Source organism: Cellulomonas sp. GbtcB1, assembly GCF_019091725.1.
In the GTDB taxonomy this organism is placed as follows: Bacteria; Actinomycetota; Actinomycetes; order Actinomycetales; family Cellulomonadaceae; genus Cellulomonas.
Genome location: NZ_JAGXJG010000015.1, coordinates 20,589 through 39,714, shown reverse-complemented (window position 1 = coordinate 39,714; position 19,126 = coordinate 20,589). Strand labels below are relative to the sequence as shown.

Here is a 19,126-nt window from a genome sequence, read left to right as displayed (position 1 = left end):
CGGCGTCGTCAAACCGGTTGGCTCGATCGTCAAACCGCTTTTACGTTCGTGTGGACGTGCTGCACGAGGAGGTGAGCATGAGCCGACCGACGATCTCCGACGTCGCCCGGGCCGCCGGCGTGACGAAGGCGACCGTGTCCCACGCGTACAGCGGCCACCGGCCCATCTCGGCGGCCACGAAGGCGCGGGTGTTCGCCGCGGCGGAGGAGCTGCGCTGGGTGCCCAGCAGCAGCGCCCGCGCGCTCGCGGCCCGCCGGGCCAACGCGATCGGCGTCGTGCTGCGGAGGGACCCGGCGATCCTCGCGTCCGACACGTTCTTCCCCGCGTTCATCGCGGGCGTCGAGCAGACGCTCGCCGAGCGCGAGGTCGCGCTGGTGCTCCAGGTCGTCGGCAGCAGGGGCGCCGAGGAGCGGGCGTACCAGGCGATGGCGGCGGGGCGGGCGGACGGCGTCATCGCGCTGGACCTGCACCGGGACGACTGGCGGGTGCCGTTCCTGGCCGGCCTCGGGCTGCCCGCCGTGCTGCTCGGCGCGTACGACGGCCCGACCCGGCTGTCCTGCGTCCGCACCGACGACGCCGCCCCGGTCCGGGCACTGATCGCGCACCTGCGCGAGCGCGGCCACACCCGGATCGCGCACGTCGCCGGCCCGCTCGGCTACGTGCACTCCTACGCCCGGGCCCGCGCGTTCGTCCAGGCCGTCGGCTCGCGCGAGCTCGTGCGGGAGGGCGACTTCACCGCGGGCAGCGGGCGCGCCCACACCGCCGAGCTGCTCGCGCTGCGCGACCGGCCCACCGCGATCCTGTACGCGAACGACACGATGGCGATCGCCGGGATGTCCTACGCGCAGAGCCGCGGCGTCCGGGTGCCGGACGAGCTCGCCGTCGCCGGGTTCGACGACGACCACCTGTCCGCGCACCTCAGCCCGCCGCTCACCAGCGTGTCCACCGACCCCGCCCGCCGCGGCCGGGTCGCCACCACGCGGCTGCTGTCCGACCTGGCCGGCGACGGGCCGCGCTCCGTCACGGTCGACTGCACCGCCCTGCAGCTGCGCGGGAGCACCGACGCCCCCGCGCCGACGCACCACACCCCCTGACGTGCTCGAGGAGGAGCTCCCATGAGGTACATCCGCACCGCCGCCCTGCTGGGCGCCGTCGCCCTCGCCACCGCCGCCTGCTCGAACGGGTCCGGCGACGGCGGCGGGTCCGGCGAGGCCACCGGCGCCACCGGGCCGATCACCGTCTGGCTGTCGAACAACGAGCAGGAGGTCGGCTGGGGCCAGGACGTCGTGCACGCCTGGAACGCCGACCACCCCGACGAGCAGGTGACGGCCCAGGAGATCCCGGCCGGCTCGTCCTCCGAGGAGGCCATCACCGCCGCCATCACGGCCGGCACGGCACCGTGCCTGGTCTACAACATCTCCAGCGCGGCCGTCCCCGGCTGGGTGCGGCAGGGCGGGCTGGTCGATCTCACGACGTTCGACGACGGCGCCGACTACATCTCCGGGCGCGGCGGCGACGGCGTGTCCGTCTACGAGACCGACGGCGGCTACTACCAGCTGCCGTGGAAGTCGAACCCCGTCATGGTCATGTACAACAAGGTGCTGTTCACCCAGGCCGGGCTCGACCCGGAGGACCCGGGGATGGCGACGTTCGACGACTTCCTCGCGGGTGCCCGGCAGATCGTCGACTCCGGGGCGGCGCCCAGCGCGATCTGGCCGTCGCCGACCAACGACTTCTACCAGCCGTGGTTCGACTTCTACCCGGTGTACCTGGCCGAGACCGACGGCACCGCGCTGGTCGAGGACGGCAAGGCCACGTTCGACGACGAGGCCGGCAAGGCCGTCGCCGACTTCTGGGCGTCGATCTACGCCGACGGCCTCGCGCCGCAGGAGGCGGCGACCGACGACGCGATGGTGTCCGGCCAGACCGCGATGCAGCTGGCCGGCCCCTGGGCCATCGCGTCCTACAAGGACAGCGTCGACGTCGGGTTCATGCCGGTGCCGACGTCGGACGGCCGCGAGGACGTGACGACGTTCGCGGACTCCAAGAACGTCTCGATGTTCACGTCCTGCGAGAACCAGGGCACCGCGTGGGAGTTCCTCAAGTACTCCACCAGCGAGGAGAGCGACGGCGCCCTGCTCGAGGCGACCGGCCAGATGCCGCTGCGCCAGGACCTCGCGGCGACGTACCCCGACTACTTCGCCGAGCACCCGGAGTACGAGGTGTTCGCGGACCAGGCCGCCCGCACCGGCGACGTGCCGAGCATTCCCAACTCGATCGAGGCGTGGCAGGCGTTCCGCGAGGCGTACACCTCGGCGGTGATCTTCCAGAGCACGTCGGTGGAGGACTTCCTCAGCACCGCGGCGTCGAAGATCGACGACCTGGTGCAGGGCTGACGTGTCCACGGTGACGGCGGGCGCGGGCGCGGCGCCGGGCGCGGGGCCGGGCGCGGGCACCGGCCGCGCCCCGGCGCCCGCGCCCCGGGGCCGCGGCCGGCGGCGGTGGTGGGGCGGCCAGCCGCTCGGCACGCTGTTCGCGGCGCCCTACCTGGTGTTCGTGCTCGTCGTGTTCGCCTACCCGCTCGGGTTCTCGGCGTACATGGCGTTCCACGACTACTTCTTCACGGCGCCGGGCGTCGACGTGCCGAAGCCGTTCGTCGGGTTCGACAACTTCGCCACGGTGCTGACCGACCCGCAGGTGCTCGCCTCGTTCCGGAACACCGCGGTGTTCCTGGTCATCAACGTGCCGCTGACGGTCGGGCTGGCGCTGGTGCTGGCGTCCGCGCTCAACGCCGGGGTGCGGTGGGCGGCGGCGTACCGGGTCGCGTACTACGTGCCGTACCTGACGGCGAGCGTGTCGCTGGTCGGGGTGTGGATGCTGCTGTTCTCGGCGAACGGCCTGGTCAACGCGGTTCTCGGGCCGCTGGCGCCGGATCCGTCGTGGCTCGCGAACAAGGCCCTCGCCATGCCGACGATCGCCCTGTACGTCACGTGGAAGCAGCTCGGGTTCTACGTGCTGCTGTACCTCGCGGCGCTGCAGAACGTGCCGCGGGAGCTGTACGAGTCGGCCGAGACCGACGGGGCCGGCGGGGTCCAGCGGTTCCTCAACGTGACGGTGCCCGGGGTGCGGGCGGCGACGACGCTCGTGCTCGTCCTGGCGATCATCACCGGCACCAACCTGTTCACGGAGCCGTACCTGCTCACCGGCGGCGGCGGCCCCGACGGTGCGTCCGTGACGCCCGTGCTGCTCATCTACCAGCGCGGCATCCAGCAGCAGAACCCCGACGTCGCGGCGGCCATCGGCATGGTGCTCGTGATCGTCGTCGGGCTGCTGTCCCTGGCCGCGCAGCGACTGAACCGGGAGCGGTGACATGCGACGACGACGTGGCGGTGCCGTGGCGCGCCAGGTGCTCCTGGCGGCGGCCGCGCTGGTGTTCGCCTTCCCCTTCTACTTCATGGTGGTCGGGGCGTTCCAGGAGAGCCCGACGAACACCCCCGACCGGCTGGTGCCGACCTCCGGGTGGACGACGCAGAACTTCGCGCAGATCGACTCCCGGATCGACCTGGCGGGGTCGCTGGTCAACTCGCTGGTGTTCACGGCGGGCGTCCTGCTCGGCACCGTGGTGCTCGGCACGCTCGCGGGGTACGCGGTGGCGCGGCTGCAGTTCCCGGGGCGGCGGCTGACCTGGGTGCTCATGCTGCTGGTGCAGATGGTGCCGTTCCAGCTGCTGATGATCCCGCTGTACGTGCAGATCACCCGCGGCTACGGCCTGGGCGACACGTACCTCGGGATGATCCTGCCGTTCGCGATCAACACCACGGCGGTGTTCATCTTCGCCCAGTTCTTCCGGGCGCTGCCGCGGGAGATGTTCGAGGCGGCCCGGATCGACGGCGCCGGCGAGCTGCGCATCCTGCGGTCGATCGCGCTGCCGCTGGTCCGGCCGGCGCTCGCGACCGTCGTGCTCGTGACCTTCATCGGGCCGTGGAACGAGTTCCTCTGGCCGTTCCTCATCACCAAGGACGCGTCGCTGCAGCCGCTCGCCGTGTCGCTCGCGAACTACATCTCCAACGTGTCGCAGACCGCGGCCAACCCCAACGGCGCGATCCTCGCCGGCGCCTGCGCGCTCGCGTTCCCGGTCGTCGCCCTGTTCTGCCTGTTCCAGCGGTACTTCCGCACCACCGACCTCGGCTCCGCCGTGAAGGGCTGACCCATGACCGCGACCACCCTGTTCACCGGCGCGACCTTCCCGCTCGGCCCGTTCGTGCCCTACGAGGGCAACCCGATCCTGCGACCCCGCGGCGGGTCGTGGGAGTCGGCGAACCTGTACAACCCGGCGGCGCTGGTCGTCGACGACGAGGTGCTGCTGCTCTACCGGGCGCACGCCGACGACATCGTGTCCCACATCGGCCTGGCCCGGAGCCGCGACGGCTACCACTTCGAGCGCGAGGCCGACCCGATCCTGTCCCCGCAGGAGGACTACGAGGAGTTCGGCTGCGAGGACCCCCGGATCGCGTACGTCGAGGGCACCTACTACCTGACGTACACCGGCTGGGACCGGAAGGCGGCGCGGCTGTGCCTGGCCACGTCGACCGACCTGCGCACCTGGACCCGGCACGGGCCGCTGTTCCCGGGCTTCGACACCTTCGCCACCGTCGACCCGCGCGGGCACGAGTGGTCCAAGGCCGGGGTGATCGTGCCGGTGCGGATGCAGGGCCGGTGGTGGATGTACTTCGGCGAGGGCGGCCTCTACTGGGCGACCAGCGACGACCTGATCCACTGGACGCCGGGCACGCCCGACACCGAGCCGATGTACGCGCCCACCCCGGGGTCGTTCGACGCCGACCTCGTCGAGATCGGCACCTCGCCGGTGCTCACCGACAACGGGCTGCTGGTCATGCTCACCAACGGCGCCACCCGCACCGTGCACGACGACGGCACCGTCGACGTCGACTACCGCTGCGGGCAGATCGCGATCGACCCCGACGAGCCCACCCGGGTGCTGGCTCGGCTCCAGGAGCCGTGGCTGCGGCCGCAGACGTTCGAGGACCTCAACGGGCTGGTGTCCAACGTGACGTTCGTCGAGGGGCTCGTGCAGTTCGACGGGAAGTGGTTCGCGTACTACGGGCAGTCCGACACGACGCTCGCGGTGGCCGTGCACGACCCCGCCCGGCCCTGGGGGTCGTCGCTCCGCGGCTGACCCCGCCCGGACCACCTCGACCCGCACCACCCCGACCCGCACCACCCCGACCCGCACCACCCCGACCCGCACCACCCCGACCGGCACCACCCGACCAGGGAGACGAGAGACGATGACGACTCGACGCACCTTCCTCGCCGCGGCCGCCGCGGTGCCCGCGCTGGTGGCGGCCGCGCCCGGGACCGCCCCCGGCGGGAGCGGAACGACCGGAGCGATCGGCGCGACCGGCGCCACGACCGTCGGCGCCGCCAGGACCGCCCCGCCCGGGTCGCGGCTCGCGAACCCCGCGCACCTGCGGTTCCTCCTCGACACGGTGCCGCTGCCGGCCGTCGACGCGCACACCACGTACCGGATCGCGGAGGAACCCACGGCGCTGGCCCCGTGGACCTACGCGGACGCGGACGGCGGCACGTTCCGCCGGGTCGGCGGCGGCACCCTCGACCCGGCCACGGGGCACTGGAGCCAGGGCGCCTACAACGCGGACGACATCGCCCGCGCGGCGGTCGTCCTGCTGCGGGACTGGAAGGCCGCGGGCGACGGGGAGAGCCGGGAGCAGGCGTACCAGCTGCTCCGCACGCTGACCTACCTGCAGGACGACTCGGGGCCGAACACCGGGCGGGTCGTGCTGTGGCAGCAGCCCGACGGCGCGCTCAACCCGAGCGCCGAGCCGGTCGAGCTGCCCGACCCGTCCGACTCCGCCGAGTCGTACTGGCTCGCGCGCACGGTCTGGGCGCTGGGGGAGGGGTACGCGGCGTTCGCCGCGGACGACCCGGCGTTCGCGGGGTTCCTGCTCGACCGGCTGCACCTCGCGGTCGCCGCGCTCGAGCAGGAGTCGCTGTCCCGGTACGGACGGCGGGTGCGCAGCGACGGCGTGTCGCTGCCGGCGTGGCTGATCGCCGGCGGCGCGGACGCCACGGCGGAGGCGGTGCTCGGGCTGGTCGCCGCGGTGCAGGCGCTGCCCCGGGACCGGCAGCTGTCCCGCGCGCTCGACCGGTACGCCGAGGGCATCGCGGCGATGGGAGCGACGGACACCCGGCCGTGGCCGTTCGGGGCCGTGCTGCCCTGGACCGGGTCGCTCGGGTTCTGGCACGCCTGGGGCGCGGCGGCCCCGGAGGCGCTCGCGGCGGCGGGCGCGCTGCGCGGCCGTCGGGACTGGCGGCGGGCCGCGCTCGCGGACGCGGGCACGTTCACGCCGCTGGTCCTCGCGACGGGCGGACCGTTCAACGCCTGGACCCCGGCGCCCGGGGAGGCGCAGATCGCCTACGGCGCCCACGGGCGGGTCGCGGCGGCACTGGCGGCCGCGGACGCGGGCGGCGGCGAGGGCCTGCGCGTGCTCGGCGGGCTGGCCGCGGGCTGGTTCTTCGGCGCGAACCCGGCGGGGGTGCCGGTGTACGACCCGGCCACCGGGGTCACGTTCGACGGCGTGGAGACCGACGGCCGGGTCAACCGGAACTCCGGGGCCGAGTCGACGATCCACGGGCTGCTCGCGATGCAGCTGCTCGACGCCCGGCCCGACGTCGCGCAGGTCGCCCGGTCGATCACGGGCCTGGCCGCGCACGACGGCCTCCGGGTGCTGGACGCCGAGGCCGCGCGGCTCGGCGCGGGCTGCGAGGTGGTCCGGCCCGCCGAGGGCGCGTGGACCGGGGAGGGCAACCTCGTCGGCGGCGGGTACGTGCGGGTGCCGCCGGGGTCGACGGTCGAGTTCGACGTGCCCGGGGCCGGAGCCGGGGCCGGAGCCGGGGCGGGAGCCGAGGAGAGGTCCGGGGCGGGGACCCGGGCGGCGGGCGCGTGGGCGCTGCCGCTGGTGTGGCGGACCGCCGCCGCGGCCGGGCGGGCGCGCTGGGAGGTCGTCGGCGGGCCGCGCCTGGGGCGCACCGAGAACGGCGGCACCGGTGCGGCCGGGCTCACCGAGGCCGACGGGAGCCTGGTGCCCCAGCTGCTCGACCGGCCGCTGCCGGACGCCGGCCGGCCCGGCGGCGCCCCCGCGGGCGGGGTGGTCACCGTGCGGTGCACCAACGAGGGCGGCGGCGACCTGCGGCTCGACGCGCTGCTCCTGCGGCCCGCGGTGGCGACGGCGCGCTGGACCACCACGACCGGGACCGACGCGGTGCTGTACGCGGGGTCCACGGCCCGCGCCACGTCGGCACCGGCGCTCGCGGCCGGCTCCGGAGCGGCGTACCTGCCGGACGGCCGGGTCGACCGCCGGGTCGCGGTGCCCTCCCCGGGAGCGACGGTGCCGGTCCCGGCGGGCGGGTTCACGATCACCCGCTGAGCGGCCCCGCCGAGTGCGGCCGGTGCCGAGTGCGGGTGCCATGCCACGCAGCGGGAGGGGAGTTCTTCCCGGGCGTGCGTACGCCGCGTCCGCGGTGTCGCCCGGCGTGGGCGGGATGTTCTTCCCGGGCGTGCGTACGCCGCGTCCGCGGTGTCGCCCGGCCTGGGCGGGATGTTCTCCCCGGGTGTGCGTACGCCGCGTTCGCGGTGTCTCTCGGGGTGCGGTGTCGTCTCCGGGGTGTGCGTACGCCGCGTCCGCGGTGCCGCGCGGGGTGCGCGGTGTCGTCCTCTCCGGCGTGTACACGCGGTCGGCCGCGTGCACCGCGTACGCACGCGCGCGAGGAACGTGTCGGTCGGGCCGGGGTACGCGGCGTGCACCGCGGACGCATGCGCGCGAGGAAGGTGGCGGTGGGGCTGGGTTACGCGGCGTGCACCGCGTACCCATGTGCGCGAAGAAGGTGGCGGTGGGGCTGGGGTACGCGGCGTGCACCGTGTACGCGCGCCCGCGAGGAACGTGTCGATGGCTGGGGTACGCGGAGCACGCACGCTCGCGGTCGAGGTCCCGGTCGCCGGGATACACGGTGGCCGCATGCTCACGAGGGTCGTTCCCGCGGGCGGGGACGGGCGTCGGCCGTGGTCACGGCCCGGGGGCCCCGGTCGGGTCCGGCTACGGTGGCACCGTGCAGCCGCTCGACCGCGACCCCGGCACGGCCGACGTCCCCGACGCGACCCGCCCGGACGCGACCCGCCCCGACGTCACCCGCCCCGACCCGGCCCGCCCCGCCCCGACCCACCTCGACGACCGCGACGCCCCGGTCGTCGAGGCGCTCGCGGACCCCGACGCCCCGGGCTGGCGGCGGCCGCCGATCACGTCGGACCAGCGCCGGTACGACGTGCTCCTGGCCGCGGGCCTGCTGATCGGCGGCATCCTCAGCCTGGCGCTGGGGCGCACCGCGGGCATGTACGACGAGCCCGCGGAGGGCTGGGTCGCGGTCCTCTGCGTGCTCGCGGTCACCGCGCCCCTCGCGTGGCGCCGGCAGCGGCCCGCCGTGGTCGCGGTCGTGGTCGCGGCGGCGTTCGTCCTGATGGGCGAGCTGCGGGTCCCCGAGACGCTGTTCGGGAACATCGCGCTGTTCATGGCGCTGTACACGGTCGGCGCGTGGGACCGAAACCGCGCGCGGGCGCTGTGGGTGCGGGCGGGGATCGTCGTCGCGATGTTCGTCTGGCTGCTGGTCGCGATGTTCCAGGCCGTCACCGACCCCGAGGGCATCGAGGGCTTCTCCAACGCGGGCGCGTTCTCCCCGCTGGTGGCGTACCTGCTCATCCAGCTGCTGACCAACATCCTGTACTTCGCGGGGGCCTGGTGGTTCGGCGAGCACGCGTGGAACGCCGCCCGCGAGCGCGCCCGCACCGAGTACCGCGGCCGGCTGCTCGTGGGCGAGCGCCGCCGGGTCGAGGAGCAGGCCGTCGCGATCGAGCGGCTCCGGCTGGCGCGCGAGCTGCACGACGCGGTCGCGCACCACGTGTCGATGATGGGCGTGCAGGCCGCGGCGGCGCGGATGGTGCAGCAGTCCGACCCGCAGCAGGCCGCCGCCGCGCTGGAGCAGGTCGAGGACTCCGCGCGCGAGGCCGTCGACGAGCTGCACGGGCTGCTCAGCACGCTCCGCGAGTCGGGGACCGAGGCGCACGCCGCGTCCGCGGTGGGCTCCCTGTCCGTCGAGCGGCTGCCCGAGCTGGTGCAGCAGGCCGCGGACACCGGCCTCGCCGCGCAGTACCAGGTGGTCGGCGAGCCCGTGCGGGTGCCGCCGCTGACCTCCCTCAACCTGTACCGGATCTGCCAGGAGGCGCTGACCAACGTGCGCAAGCACGCGGGCACCGGCGCCCGGGTGGACGTCCGGCTGCGGTACGAGCCCGACGCGGTCGAGCTCGAGGTCACCGACGACGGCACCGGCGCGCGCCGCGCTGCCCGGCGCGGGACGTCCGGCGGGCTCGGCCTGGTCGGGATGCGGGAACGGGTCGCCGCCGACGGCGGCACGCTGGAGACCGGCGCGCGCGGGCGCGGCGGGTACCTGGTCCGGGCGCGGGTGCCGCTCGGGCCGCGGACGGGAGGGGCACGATGAGCGGGGCCGACGCGGTGCGGTTCGACGACGCGACGGAGGCCGACGCCCCGGACCGGGGCTTCGGCCCGGACCGGCCGGTGCGCGTCGTGCTCGCCGACGACCAGGCGCTGCTGCGCGCCGGGCTCGCCACGATCCTCGGCGCGCAGCCGGACCTCGAGGTCGTCGGGCAGGCCGGCGACGGCGCCGAGGCGGTCGAGCTGGCGCGGGCGCTGCGTCCGGACGTCGTCTGCATGGACGTGCAGATGCCCGGCGTCGACGGCCTGGAGGCCACCCGCCGGATCACGGCCGACCCCGACATCACGGCGGGCGTCCTCGTGCTCACCACGTTCAACCGGGACGACTACCTGCTGGAGTCGCTCCAGGCCGGTGCCGCGGGGTTCCTGCTGAAGAACTCCCGCCCTGAGCAGCTCGCGGACGCCGTGCGCGCCGTCGCCGCCGGGGACGCGCTGCTGTCGCCCGAGGTCACGCGGGCCGTGATCGCCCGCGCCGTCGTCGGCCAGGGCTCCGCCTCCGGGGGGAGCCCCGCCGGTGCGGCGCGCGGGACCGGGGACCCCTCCGCCACGGGGCTGACCGAGCGCGAGCTCGAGGTGCTGCGGCTCGTCGCGCGCGGGCTGAGCAACGACGAGATCGCCGCCGAGCTCGTCCTGGGGCGCGCCACCGTCAAGACCCACGTGTCGAACGTGCTCACCAAGCTCGGCCTGCGGGACCGGGTGCAGGCCGTCGTCTACGCGTTCGAGAACGGGCTGACGGACTGACCCCCTCCGCCCCGGGACGGAGGCCGGTGCGCCCGGCAAGTTCCGCCCGGCGGCCGAGGTGCCGGGGCGCGGTCGCCTCCTAGCGTTGACCTCAGCGGACGACGGGTCCGGACAGGTCACGACAGGAGACGACATGCTGCAGCTCGACGGGATCCACCGGTCCTTCGGGGACCGGCTGGTGCTCGGCGACGTCGGCTTCTCGGTGGAGCGGGGCAAGCTCACCGGGTTCGTCGGCGGCAACGGCGCCGGCAAGACGACGACGATGCGGATCATCCTCGGGGTGCTCTCGGCGGACTCGGGCACGGTGACGCTCGACGGGAGCCCCCTGGGCGACGACCGCCGACGCGCGTTCGGCTACATGCCGGAGGAGCGCGGCCTCTACCCGAAGATGCACGTGCTGGAGCAGATCACCTACCTGGCGCGGCTGCATGGCTACGAGCGCCGCACCGCGACGGAGAAGGCCCGCGAGCTGCTCGAGAAGCTCGGCCTCGGCGAGCGGCTGACCGACCCGGTCGACGACCTGTCGCTCGGCAACCAGCAGCGCGCGCAGATCGCCGCCGCCCTGGTGCACGAGCCGGAGGTGCTGGTCCTCGACGAGCCGTTCTCCGGCCTCGACCCGATGGCGGTCGACCTGGTGCTCGGCGTGCTGCAGGAGTACGCCGCCCGCGGCGTGCCGGTGCTCTTCTCCTCGCACCAGCTCGACGTGGTCGAGCGGCTGTGCGACGACGTGGTCGTCATCGCCGGCGGGAAGATCCGCGCGGCGGGCGAGAAGGAGGCGCTGCGCGCCCAGCACGCCGCCCCGCGGTACGAGATCACCTCCGGCGGCGACATGGGCTGGCTGCGCACCGAGCCGGGCGTCCGGGTCGTCGAGTTCGACGGCGGCTACGCGCTGTTCGAGTCCGACGAGGCCTCCGCCCAGCGGGTCCTGCGCGCCGCGCTCGACGCCGCGCCCGTCCAGCAGTTCAGCCCGGTGCGCCCGCGCCTCGCGGAGATCTTCCGCGACATCGTCCGCGACGAGGAGCGCCACGACGACGAGCCCGCCACCACGAAGACCAAGGAGACCGTGCGATGAGCCGCCGCACCCCGATGCTGCCGAACGACCCGTCGTCCGGCCCGGCGCCGGCCAACCGGCCCGCCACGCCGAACACGGTGCAGGCGACGCTCATGGTCGCCGAGCGCGAGATCACCACGCAGGTCCGCAGCAAGTCCTTCCTCATCTCGACCGCGGTGCTGCTCGTGCTCGTCCTGGGCGGCATCATCCTCACGTCGGTGCTGGGCGACCGGCTCGGCGGCGGGGACACCAAGGTCGCCGTCGTGCCGGAGACCGCCGCGGTCATCGAGGGCGTGGACGGGCTCGAGGCGGTCGACGCCGCGGACCCCGAGGCCGCCCGCGCCCTGGTGGAGTCCGAGGAGGTCTCCGCCGCGGTCCTGCCCGACGACGACGCGGACAACCTGCTGGGCGTCGTCGTGGTCGGCCTCGACTCCGCGCCGGACGGCGTGATCAGCGCGCTGGCCGTGACCCCGCCGGTCGAGCTGCTGGACGAGTCCGGCACCTCCGACGGCCTTCGCTACATCGTGTCCTTCATCTTCGGCATCGCGTTCTTCATGGCCGCCATGACGTTCGGCAGCACGATCGCGCAGAACACCGTCCAGGAGAAGCAGTCCCGGATCGTCGAGCTCCTGCTCTCGACCGTCCCGCCGCGGGCGCTGCTCGGCGGCAAGATCCTCGGCAACACGGTGCTCGCCGTCGGTCAGATCGCCGCGATCGCCGCCGTGGCCGTCGTCGGCCTCGTCGTCACCGGCCAGGACGACCTGCTCGGGATGGTGGGGGCGCCGGTCGCCTGGTTCGTGCTGTTCTTCCTCGTCGGGTTCGTGCTGCTGGCCGCGCTGTTCGCGTCCGCCGCCTCGCTCGTCTCCCGCGTCGAGGACACCGGCCCCGTGCTCACCCCGGTGATGATGCTCGTGATGATCCCGTACTTCGGCGTCATCTTCTTCAACGACAACGACCTGGTGCTCACGATCATGTCCTACGTGCCGTTCAGCGCCCCGGTCGGGATGCCGGTGCGGCTGTTCCTCGGCGAGGCGTCCTGGTGGGAGCCGCTGGTGTCCCTCGTGATCCTCGCGGGGACCGCGGTGCTCGTCACCGGCATCGGCGCCCGCATCTACTCCCGCTCGGTCCTCCGCACCGGCCGCCGGGTCAAGCTCTCGGAGGCCCTGACGAAGGCGGCCTGACCCCGCACGGACGACGACGCGCGCGGCACCCGCAGGGGGGTGTGCCGCGCGCGTCGTCGCGTCCGCCCGCTCGCAGTGCTCGCGGTTGCTCGCGGTGCCGCCGAGATGGCAACTCTCGGCTGTGCGCGCGATCCCCGACCCAGCCGAGAGTTGCCATCTCGGCGTGGGCGTCGCGTAGGCGGCAGATGGGTCAGGGGGTGTCGAAGGGGGCGACCAGGGTGCGGAGCAGGTCCGCCAGGTGGTCGCGCTCCGGTGCCGGGAGGGTCGACAGCAGGTCGCGCTCGATCTCCAGCAGCGTCGACATCGCGGCGTCCACGCGGGTCCGGCCCTCGTCCGTGAGGCTGACCAGCACGCCACGGCGGTCGTCGGGGGAGGGCAGCCTCTCGACCAGCGCGCGCGACGCCAGCCGGTCGACCCGGTTGGTCATGGTCCCGCTGGTGACGAGCGTCTGCGTGAGCAGGGCGCCGGGCGACATCCGGTACGGCGCCCCGGCGCGGCGCAGCGCGGACAGCACGTCGAACTCCCACGGCTCGAGCCCGTGCCGGGCGAACGCCTGCCGCCGGGCCAGGTCGAGGTGCCGGGCCAGCCGGGTCACGCGGGACAGCACCGACAGCGGCGCGACGTCGAGGTCCGGGCGCTCGCGCGCCCACGCCGCGACGATCCGGTCCACCTCGTCCCGGGGCGCGCCGGGCTGACCTTGGGGAACGGCTGCCGACATGCGGGCGAGGTTACTCGACGGGTGCCGTCGGGCCGGGTTCCGCGGCCGCGTCGCCGGGGTGGGCGTCGCCCGGCTTCGGGCGGGGCTTCGCGGCGCGCTTCCTCGGCTCCGGGGCGGTGGTCAGCTGGGGGCGCCGCTCCAGGCCCGAGAGCCCGTTCCAGGCGAGGTTCACGAGCGCCGCGGCCACGTCGGCCTTCTTCGGGCTCCGGGCGTCCAGCCAGTACTGCCCGGTGAGCGCGACCATGCCGACCAGCATCTGCGCGTAGATGGGGGCCGTCCGCGGGTCGAGGTGCCGCCGCTTGAACTCGTTCGCCAGCAGGTGCTCGACCTGGGTCGCCACGTCGCCGATCAGGCTGGAGAACGTCCCCGTCGCCTGCGCGACCGGGGAGTCGCGCACCAGGATCCGGAACCCGTCCTCGGACTCCTCGATGTAGCCGAGCAGCGCGAGCGCGGATCGCTCGACGAGCACCTTCGGGTGGCCGCCGCCGTCGAGCGCGCCGGTGAGCGCGCTCGTGAGCGCCTGGATCTCCCGGTCGATGACGACGGCGTAGATGCCCTCCTTGCCGCCGAAGTGCTCGTAGACGACGGGCTTCGACACCTCGGCGCGGGCCGCGATCTCCTCGACCGACGTGCCCTCGAAGCCCTTCTCGGCGAACAGCCGGCGGCTGACGTCGAGCAGCTGAGCACGCCGCTGGGTCGCGGTCATGCGGGCGCGCGTCGTCCGTGGCGTGCGGCGGGGCTCGGCGGTCATCGGGCCATCCTCGCAGGCGCGGCGCCGGGCAGGGTGGGTGACGCGTCCCGCGGGCGGGTCCGGGGCTGGCAGACTGGCGGCCGACGCGGGGGACCCGGCACGCCCGGCCCGCCCGCGGTCCGCCCTGGTGTAACGGCAGCACGCAGGCCTTTGGAGCCTTGAGGTCCGGGTTCGAATCCTGGGGGCGGAGCCGCCGTGCGACGATGCCGGACGTGCCCGTGACGCCTCCCCCCGCCGCCGCCCGCGCCCGGGTGGCGCTCCGGCGCGGGGACGTCGTGGCGGCCGCCGTGGTGCTCGTCCTCGGTGTCGCCGGGCTGCTCGCGCTCCCGGCGGTCGCCGCGATGGAGCCCGCCGAGCCGGTGGACCTGCCGCCGGTGGGCGCGCCCGGGTGGTGGCTGGTCGTGGGGGCGCTGGTCGTGCAGGCGGCGGCGGTCGCGGTCGCCCGGACCGTGCCGCGCGGGTCGCTGCTGGTCGTCGCGGTGGTCCCGCTGGGGGTCGCGGCGGCCGGCGGCGGGCCGGAGGTGGCCGCGTCCGGTCTGCTCACGCTCGCGGTGGTGGTGGTCGTCTACCGGGCCGCGGTCGCCTGGCCGTTCGCGGGGCTGCGCGCGGTGCTCGTGGTGTCGGTGGTGCTGCTCGCCGCGGCCTCGGCCGTCGCCGGGTCCGGGTCGGTCGAGGCGCCCGGGACCCCCCTCCTCGTGCTCGCCGCCGCGGCGCAGGCGGTCGCCGTCGTCGCGCTCGGGCTGGTGCCCGCCCTGGTCGTGTCCTCGCGGCGTGCGGTCCGGGCGGCGCAGGAGGGCGAGCTGCGCGCCCTGGCCGGCGAGCAGGAGGCCCGGGTGCGGACGGCGCTGGCGGAGCAGCGGACCGCGATGGCCCGCGAGCTGCACGACCTCGCGGCGCACCACCTGTCCGGGATCGCGCTGATGGCGTCGGCGATCGACCGGCAGATCACGACCGACCCCGACGCCGCGCGCGCCGGGGTGCGCCAGGTGCGCGAGCAGAGCCGGGTGGTGCTCGCCGACCTCCGGCGGCTGGTCGGGCTGCTGCGGGAGGACGACGGCGCGGAGACGTCGGCGCTCACGCTCGCGGCGGTGCCGGACCTGGTCGCGGCCGCGCCCGGCCCCCCCGGCGACGTGACGCTGGACGTGCTGCGCGCGCCCGGGGCGGGCGGGGGCGCGCTCGGGGCCCGCGTCGGGCCGCTGGCCCAGCTCGCCGGGTACCGGATCGTGCAGGAGGCGCTCGCGAACGTCCGGACGCACGCCCCCGGGGCGGCCTGCCGGGTGACGGTCGACGACCGGGGCGCCGACGCCGTCGTGCTGACCGTGCGCAACGGCGTGCCCACCGACGACGTCCCCGCCGGCGACCCCGCGCACCCCGGGTACGGGCTGCGCGGGATGCGGGAGCGCGCCGAGCTGGTGGGCGCCGACCTGCGGCACGGCCCGACCCCCGACGGGGGCTGGGAGGTCCGGCTCGTGCTGCCGCGCGAGCCCCTGACCGAGGGAGGCGCCCCGTGATCCGGGTGCTCATCGCCGACGACCAGCCCCTGGTGCGCGCCGGCCTGTCCGCGCTGCTCGCCGCCGAGCCCGACCTCGAGGTCGTGGGCGTGGCGGCCGACGGGGACGAGGCGGTGGCGCTGGCCCGCAGCACCGAGCCCGACGTGGCGGTGCTCGACATCCGGATGCCCGGCCGGGACGGCATCAGCGTCGCCCGCGAGCTGTGCGGGCCGGAGGTCGAGCGGCCGGTGCCGGTCCTCGTGCTGACGACGTTCGACCTCGACGACTACGTGTTCGGCGCGCTGGAGGCGGGCGCGTCGGGGTTCCTGCTCAAGGACGCCGAGCCCGAGGAGATCGTGCGGGCGGTCCGGCACGTCGCCGCGGGGCGGGGCACGCTCGACCAGGCGCTGACCCACCGGGTGCTGCGCGAGTTCGCGGACCGGCGCCGCCTGCAGCCGGTGACGGTGCAGCGCGGGGCGGACGTGCTGACTGCCCGGGAGCAGGACATCCTCCGGCTGCTCGCGCAGGGGATGTCGAACGAGGAGATCGCCGCCGAGCTGGTGGTCGAAGTGTCGACGGTGAAGTCGCACCTGGCGCGGATGATGCCGAAGCTCGGCGTGCGGTCCCGGCTGCAGGCCGTCGTCTGGGCGTACCAGAACCGGGTGGTCACGGTCCCCGACGAGGGGTGACGCGCGCCCGGGGTCTGCCGGGCGGGGGAGCGGTTGCGTCGAAGGATGCAGGCCCGCGGGTTCCGTCGCAGGCGGCTGGAGGGCGGGGGTGCCGGATTCCTAGCGTCGAGGGGACGCAGAACCCCAGACGAGGAGACCGGCCATGAGCCACACCGCACCCACCCCGACCAGCCCCGCGAGCCCGGCCGCGCCCCCGGCCGGCGCCCAGCCCGCCGTGCTGCTGGACCGGGTCCACCGCACCTACCCCAACGGCCGCGGCACGGTCGCGGCGCTCGCGGGCGTCTCCCTGGCGCTCGCCCCCGGCTCGTTCACGGCCGTCATGGGGCCGTCGGGCTCCGGGAAGTCGACGCTGCTCAACGTGTCCGCCGGCCTGGACCGGCCGTCCAGCGGGCGGGTCGTGGTCGGCGGGTCCGACCTCACGGCGATGTCGCCCGACGCGGTGACCCGGCTGCGGCGGGACCGGATCGGCTTCGTGTTCCAGGCGTACAACCTGGTCGAGCACCTGACCGTGGCGGAGAACATCGCGCTGCCGCTGCTGCTCGGGGGCCGGGAGCCCGACGCGCACCTGCGCCGCTACCTCATGGCGGCCGTCGGCCTGGAGGGCATGGAGGACCGGCTGCCGGGCGAGCTCTCGGGCGGCCAGGCGCAGCGCGTCGCGATCGCCCGGGCGCTGGTCACCCGGCCCGCGGTGGTGTTCGCCGACGAGCCGACCGGCGCGCTCGACTCGCACACCGGCGGCCAGGTGCTGGAGGTGCTGCGCTCGACCGCGCAGACCCTGCAGCAGACGCTGGTGCTGGTGACGCACGACGCGCACGTCGCCGCCGCGGCGGACCGCGTGCTGTTCCTGGCCGACGGCCTGATCGCCGGCCACCTCGACGCGCCGACGACCGAGCAGGTCACGGCCCGGATGATCGAGCTGGGCCGATGAGCGCCGTCGGGGCCATGGCCCGGTCCGCCGTCCGCGTGCACCGCGGCAGCCTCGCCGGCAGCGCGCTGGTCGTGGCGCTCGCGGCGGCGCTGCTCACCGCGACGGGCGTCTGGGTGGAGGCCGGCACCCGCCTCGCCGCCGGGGCGTCCGACGACCCCGCCGCGTCGATGCTGCTCGCCGTCGCGTCGTCGTTCGCGGGGACGGCGGTGCTGATCGCGTTGCTCGTCGTGGCGTCGACGTTCGCCGGGGCGCTCCGGCCGCGGGCGCGGGAGTTCGCGCTGCTCCGGGCGGTCGGCGCGACGACCGGCCAGGTGCGGCAGCTGGTCACCGTGGAGGTGCTGCTCGTGTTCGCGGTCGCCGCCCCCGTCGGCGCCGTGCCGGGGCTGCTGCTCGCGCCGCTGCTGTCCGACGTGCTGGTCGCGGGCGGGGTGGTGCCCGCCGGCTACGCGCCCGCGCTGTCGCCGTGGCCGGTGCTCGGGGCGCTCGCGCTCCTGGTGCCGACCGCGCTGCTCGGCGCGCGGCTGGCGGGCCGGGAGAGCGCGCGGCTGAGCCCGGCGAGCGCCGTGCAGCAGGCCGCGGTCGAGCCGCGGGGCATCCCGCGGGCGCGTGCCCTCACGGCCGCCGTCCTCGTCGCCGCGGGGCTGGTCGCCGCGCTGGTGCCGTTCGCCCTGCCCGGGATCGCGGGCGCGGCGGCCGCCACCACCTCGGCGATCGTGCTGCTGATCGCGGCCGCGCTGGTCGGGCCGCTGCTCGTCCGGTGGGGCGCGGAGCGCGGGCTGCGGCTGACCCGCGGGTCGCGCGCCGTGCCGACGCTCGCGCTGACCAACGCCCGCGGGTTCTCCCGGCGGCTGACCGGGGCGGTCCTGCCGCTCGCGCTGCTCCTCGCGCTCGGCACCGTGCAGTCCGGGGCGAACGCCGCGATCGTGGACGCGGCCGAGCAGCAGGTGCGCGACGGGGTGGTGGCGGACGTGGTCGCGCAGGACCCCGGGTCCGCCGGGGTGCCGGAGGCGGCGGCCGCCGAGGTCGCGGCCCTGCCGGGCGTCGCCGCCGCGGGTGTCACCGCGGGCGTGCCCGCCCAGGTCCGGACCGACGCCGAGGACGAGGACCTGCCGTTCCTCGACGGGCTGTCCTGGGAGCCGGCCACGCTCCGCACCGTGCCGGCCGAGACCACGCTGCTCGACCCCGACGTGCGGTCCGGCTCGCTCGACGACCTCGGGCGGGACGGGACGATCGCGGTGAGCAGCGAGGCGGCCCTCGGCAGCACCGGGCTGGGCAGGCCGGTCGAGGTGCGGGTCGGCGGCGAGTCCGTGGAGCTGACCGTGGTCGCCGTCTACGAGCGGGGGCTCGGGCTCGGCGACTACCTGATCGGGGCCGGGACCACCGTCGCCGCGGGGGCCGAGGGCGGTGTGCTGCTCGTCCGCGCCGACGACCCGGCCGCGGCCGGGGACGTGCGCGCTGCCGTCGCGGCGACCGGGCTCGACGTCACCGACCCCGCGGGGTACGCCGCGTCCGTGCGCGACGCGGCCGCGGGGGAGCAGGGGCTGTCGACCGCGCTGCTCCTGGCGCTGCTGGCGTTCGTCGCGGTGGCGGCCGGCACCACGCTGGTGGGGCTGGTCGGGACCCGGCGGGCGGAGCTCGCGCTGCTGCGCCGCACGGGCGCGACGCGGGCGCAGCTGATCCGGATGGTCGCGGCCGAGTCGGCGCTGATCACCGGCACCGCCGTCGGGGTGGGGCTGGCCGCGGTGCTGCCCGCGCTGCTCGGCGTCGGGCAGGGGCTGCTCGGGGTGCCGGTGCCGGTGCTCGACCCGGTGGTGCTGGGCGGGCTGCTGGCGGTCGTGGCGCTGATCGGGCTGACGCTGCCGGTCGCGGCGGCGGTCCGCGCGACGCGGCCGTCCGCCGGGGGCCTGGCGGCCCGCGCTGGGTGAGGCCCGGGGTGAGGCCGGGCACACCCTGATCCCCACCCGATTCGCACGCT

At 75.6% G+C, this 19,126-nt stretch carries 16 protein-coding genes and 1 tRNA gene; 15 read left to right on the top strand and 2 right to left on the bottom strand.

The annotated features are described in order from the left end of the window. The first annotated feature begins 77 nt into the window (after positions 1-77). The 10 genes from KVT14_RS07695 (at position 78) to KVT14_RS07650 (ending at position 12,575) form a co-directional block, all read left to right on the top strand. A complete protein-coding gene (locus tag KVT14_RS07695) occupies positions 78-1,094 on the top strand; it encodes a LacI family DNA-binding transcriptional regulator (protein ID WP_217615114.1) in 1,017 nt (338 codons plus the stop codon). Positions 1,095-1,115: 21 nt separating this feature from the next. Further along, positions 1,116-2,396 carry an extracellular solute-binding protein gene (locus tag KVT14_RS07690; RefSeq protein ID WP_217615113.1) on the top strand — a complete coding sequence of 427 codons (1,281 nt, stop codon included), beginning with the start codon at positions 1,116-1,118 and terminating at the stop codon, positions 2,394-2,396. A gap of 133 nt (positions 2,397-2,529) precedes the next feature. Next, complete coding sequence (locus KVT14_RS07685; protein ID WP_254630573.1) at positions 2,530-3,369, top strand: carbohydrate ABC transporter permease; 840 nt, start codon at positions 2,530-2,532, stop codon at positions 3,367-3,369. Between the two features lies 1 nt (position 3,370). Next, positions 3,371-4,207: a carbohydrate ABC transporter permease gene (locus KVT14_RS07680; protein ID WP_147795722.1), complete on the top strand. Its 837-nt coding sequence runs from the start codon at positions 3,371-3,373 to the stop codon at positions 4,205-4,207. Positions 4,208-4,210: 3 nt separating this feature from the next. Continuing rightward, the gene (locus KVT14_RS07675; protein WP_217615111.1) at positions 4,211-5,197 is read left to right on the top strand and encodes a glycoside hydrolase family 130 protein; all 987 of its coding nucleotides are present in this window, start codon (positions 4,211-4,213) and stop codon (positions 5,195-5,197) included. A gap of 112 nt (positions 5,198-5,309) precedes the next feature. Beyond that, positions 5,310-7,469, top strand: a complete 2,160-nt coding sequence (locus tag KVT14_RS07670) for a hypothetical protein (protein ID WP_217615110.1) — start codon at positions 5,310-5,312, stop codon at positions 7,467-7,469. 679 nt (positions 7,470-8,148) lie between these two features. Then, positions 8,149-9,588 carry a histidine kinase gene (locus KVT14_RS07665; RefSeq protein ID WP_308160947.1) on the top strand — a complete coding sequence of 480 codons (1,440 nt, stop codon included), beginning with the start codon at positions 8,149-8,151 and terminating at the stop codon, positions 9,586-9,588. Then, positions 9,585-10,343, top strand: a complete 759-nt coding sequence (locus KVT14_RS07660; protein WP_217615108.1) for a response regulator transcription factor — start codon at positions 9,585-9,587, stop codon at positions 10,341-10,343. Before KVT14_RS07665 ends, KVT14_RS07660 begins: the two co-directional genes overlap by 4 nt. Before the next feature lie 133 nt (positions 10,344-10,476). Beyond that, entirely contained in the window at positions 10,477-11,415 is a 939-nt protein-coding gene (locus tag KVT14_RS07655; RefSeq protein WP_217615107.1) for an ABC transporter ATP-binding protein, read from the top strand. 92 nt (positions 11,416-11,507) lie between these two features. Next, positions 11,508-12,575 (top strand): ABC transporter permease, encoded by a 1,068-nt coding sequence (locus tag KVT14_RS07650; RefSeq protein WP_254630571.1) that lies wholly within the window; start codon positions 11,508-11,510, stop codon positions 12,573-12,575. A 190-nt stretch (positions 12,576-12,765) separates the two neighbouring features. On the opposite strand, the gene KVT14_RS07645 is transcribed toward KVT14_RS07650, so the two are convergent. Then, positions 12,766-13,293 (bottom strand): MarR family winged helix-turn-helix transcriptional regulator, encoded by a 528-nt coding sequence (locus tag KVT14_RS07645; protein WP_217615106.1) that lies wholly within the window; start codon positions 13,291-13,293, stop codon positions 12,766-12,768. 10 nt (positions 13,294-13,303) lie between these two features. After that, positions 13,304-13,999 carry a TetR/AcrR family transcriptional regulator gene (locus KVT14_RS07640; RefSeq protein ID WP_217615138.1) on the bottom strand — a complete coding sequence of 232 codons (696 nt, stop codon included), beginning with the start codon at positions 13,997-13,999 and terminating at the stop codon, positions 13,304-13,306. A gap of 163 nt (positions 14,000-14,162) precedes the next feature. Between KVT14_RS07640 and KVT14_RS07635 the strand changes: the two genes are divergently transcribed. The 5 genes from KVT14_RS07635 (at position 14,163) to KVT14_RS07615 (ending at position 19,076) form a co-directional block, all read left to right on the top strand. Then, positions 14,163-14,234, top strand: a tRNA-Gln gene (locus KVT14_RS07635). A 28-nt stretch (positions 14,235-14,262) separates the two neighbouring features. After that, positions 14,263-15,555, top strand: a complete 1,293-nt coding sequence (locus tag KVT14_RS23130; protein ID WP_217615105.1) for a histidine kinase — start codon at positions 14,263-14,265, stop codon at positions 15,553-15,555. Then, complete coding sequence (locus KVT14_RS07625) at positions 15,552-16,223, top strand: response regulator transcription factor (protein WP_217615104.1); 672 nt, start codon at positions 15,552-15,554, stop codon at positions 16,221-16,223. The genes KVT14_RS23130 and KVT14_RS07625 overlap by 4 nt, the downstream gene beginning before the upstream one ends. A gap of 142 nt (positions 16,224-16,365) precedes the next feature. After that, a complete protein-coding gene (locus KVT14_RS07620; protein ID WP_217615103.1) occupies positions 16,366-17,151 on the top strand; it encodes an ABC transporter ATP-binding protein in 786 nt (261 codons plus the stop codon). Beyond that, a complete protein-coding gene (locus KVT14_RS07615; protein ID WP_217615102.1) occupies positions 17,148-19,076 on the top strand; it encodes an FtsX-like permease family protein in 1,929 nt (642 codons plus the stop codon). The genes KVT14_RS07620 and KVT14_RS07615 overlap by 4 nt, the downstream gene beginning before the upstream one ends. Positions 19,077-19,126 lie beyond the last annotated feature (50 nt).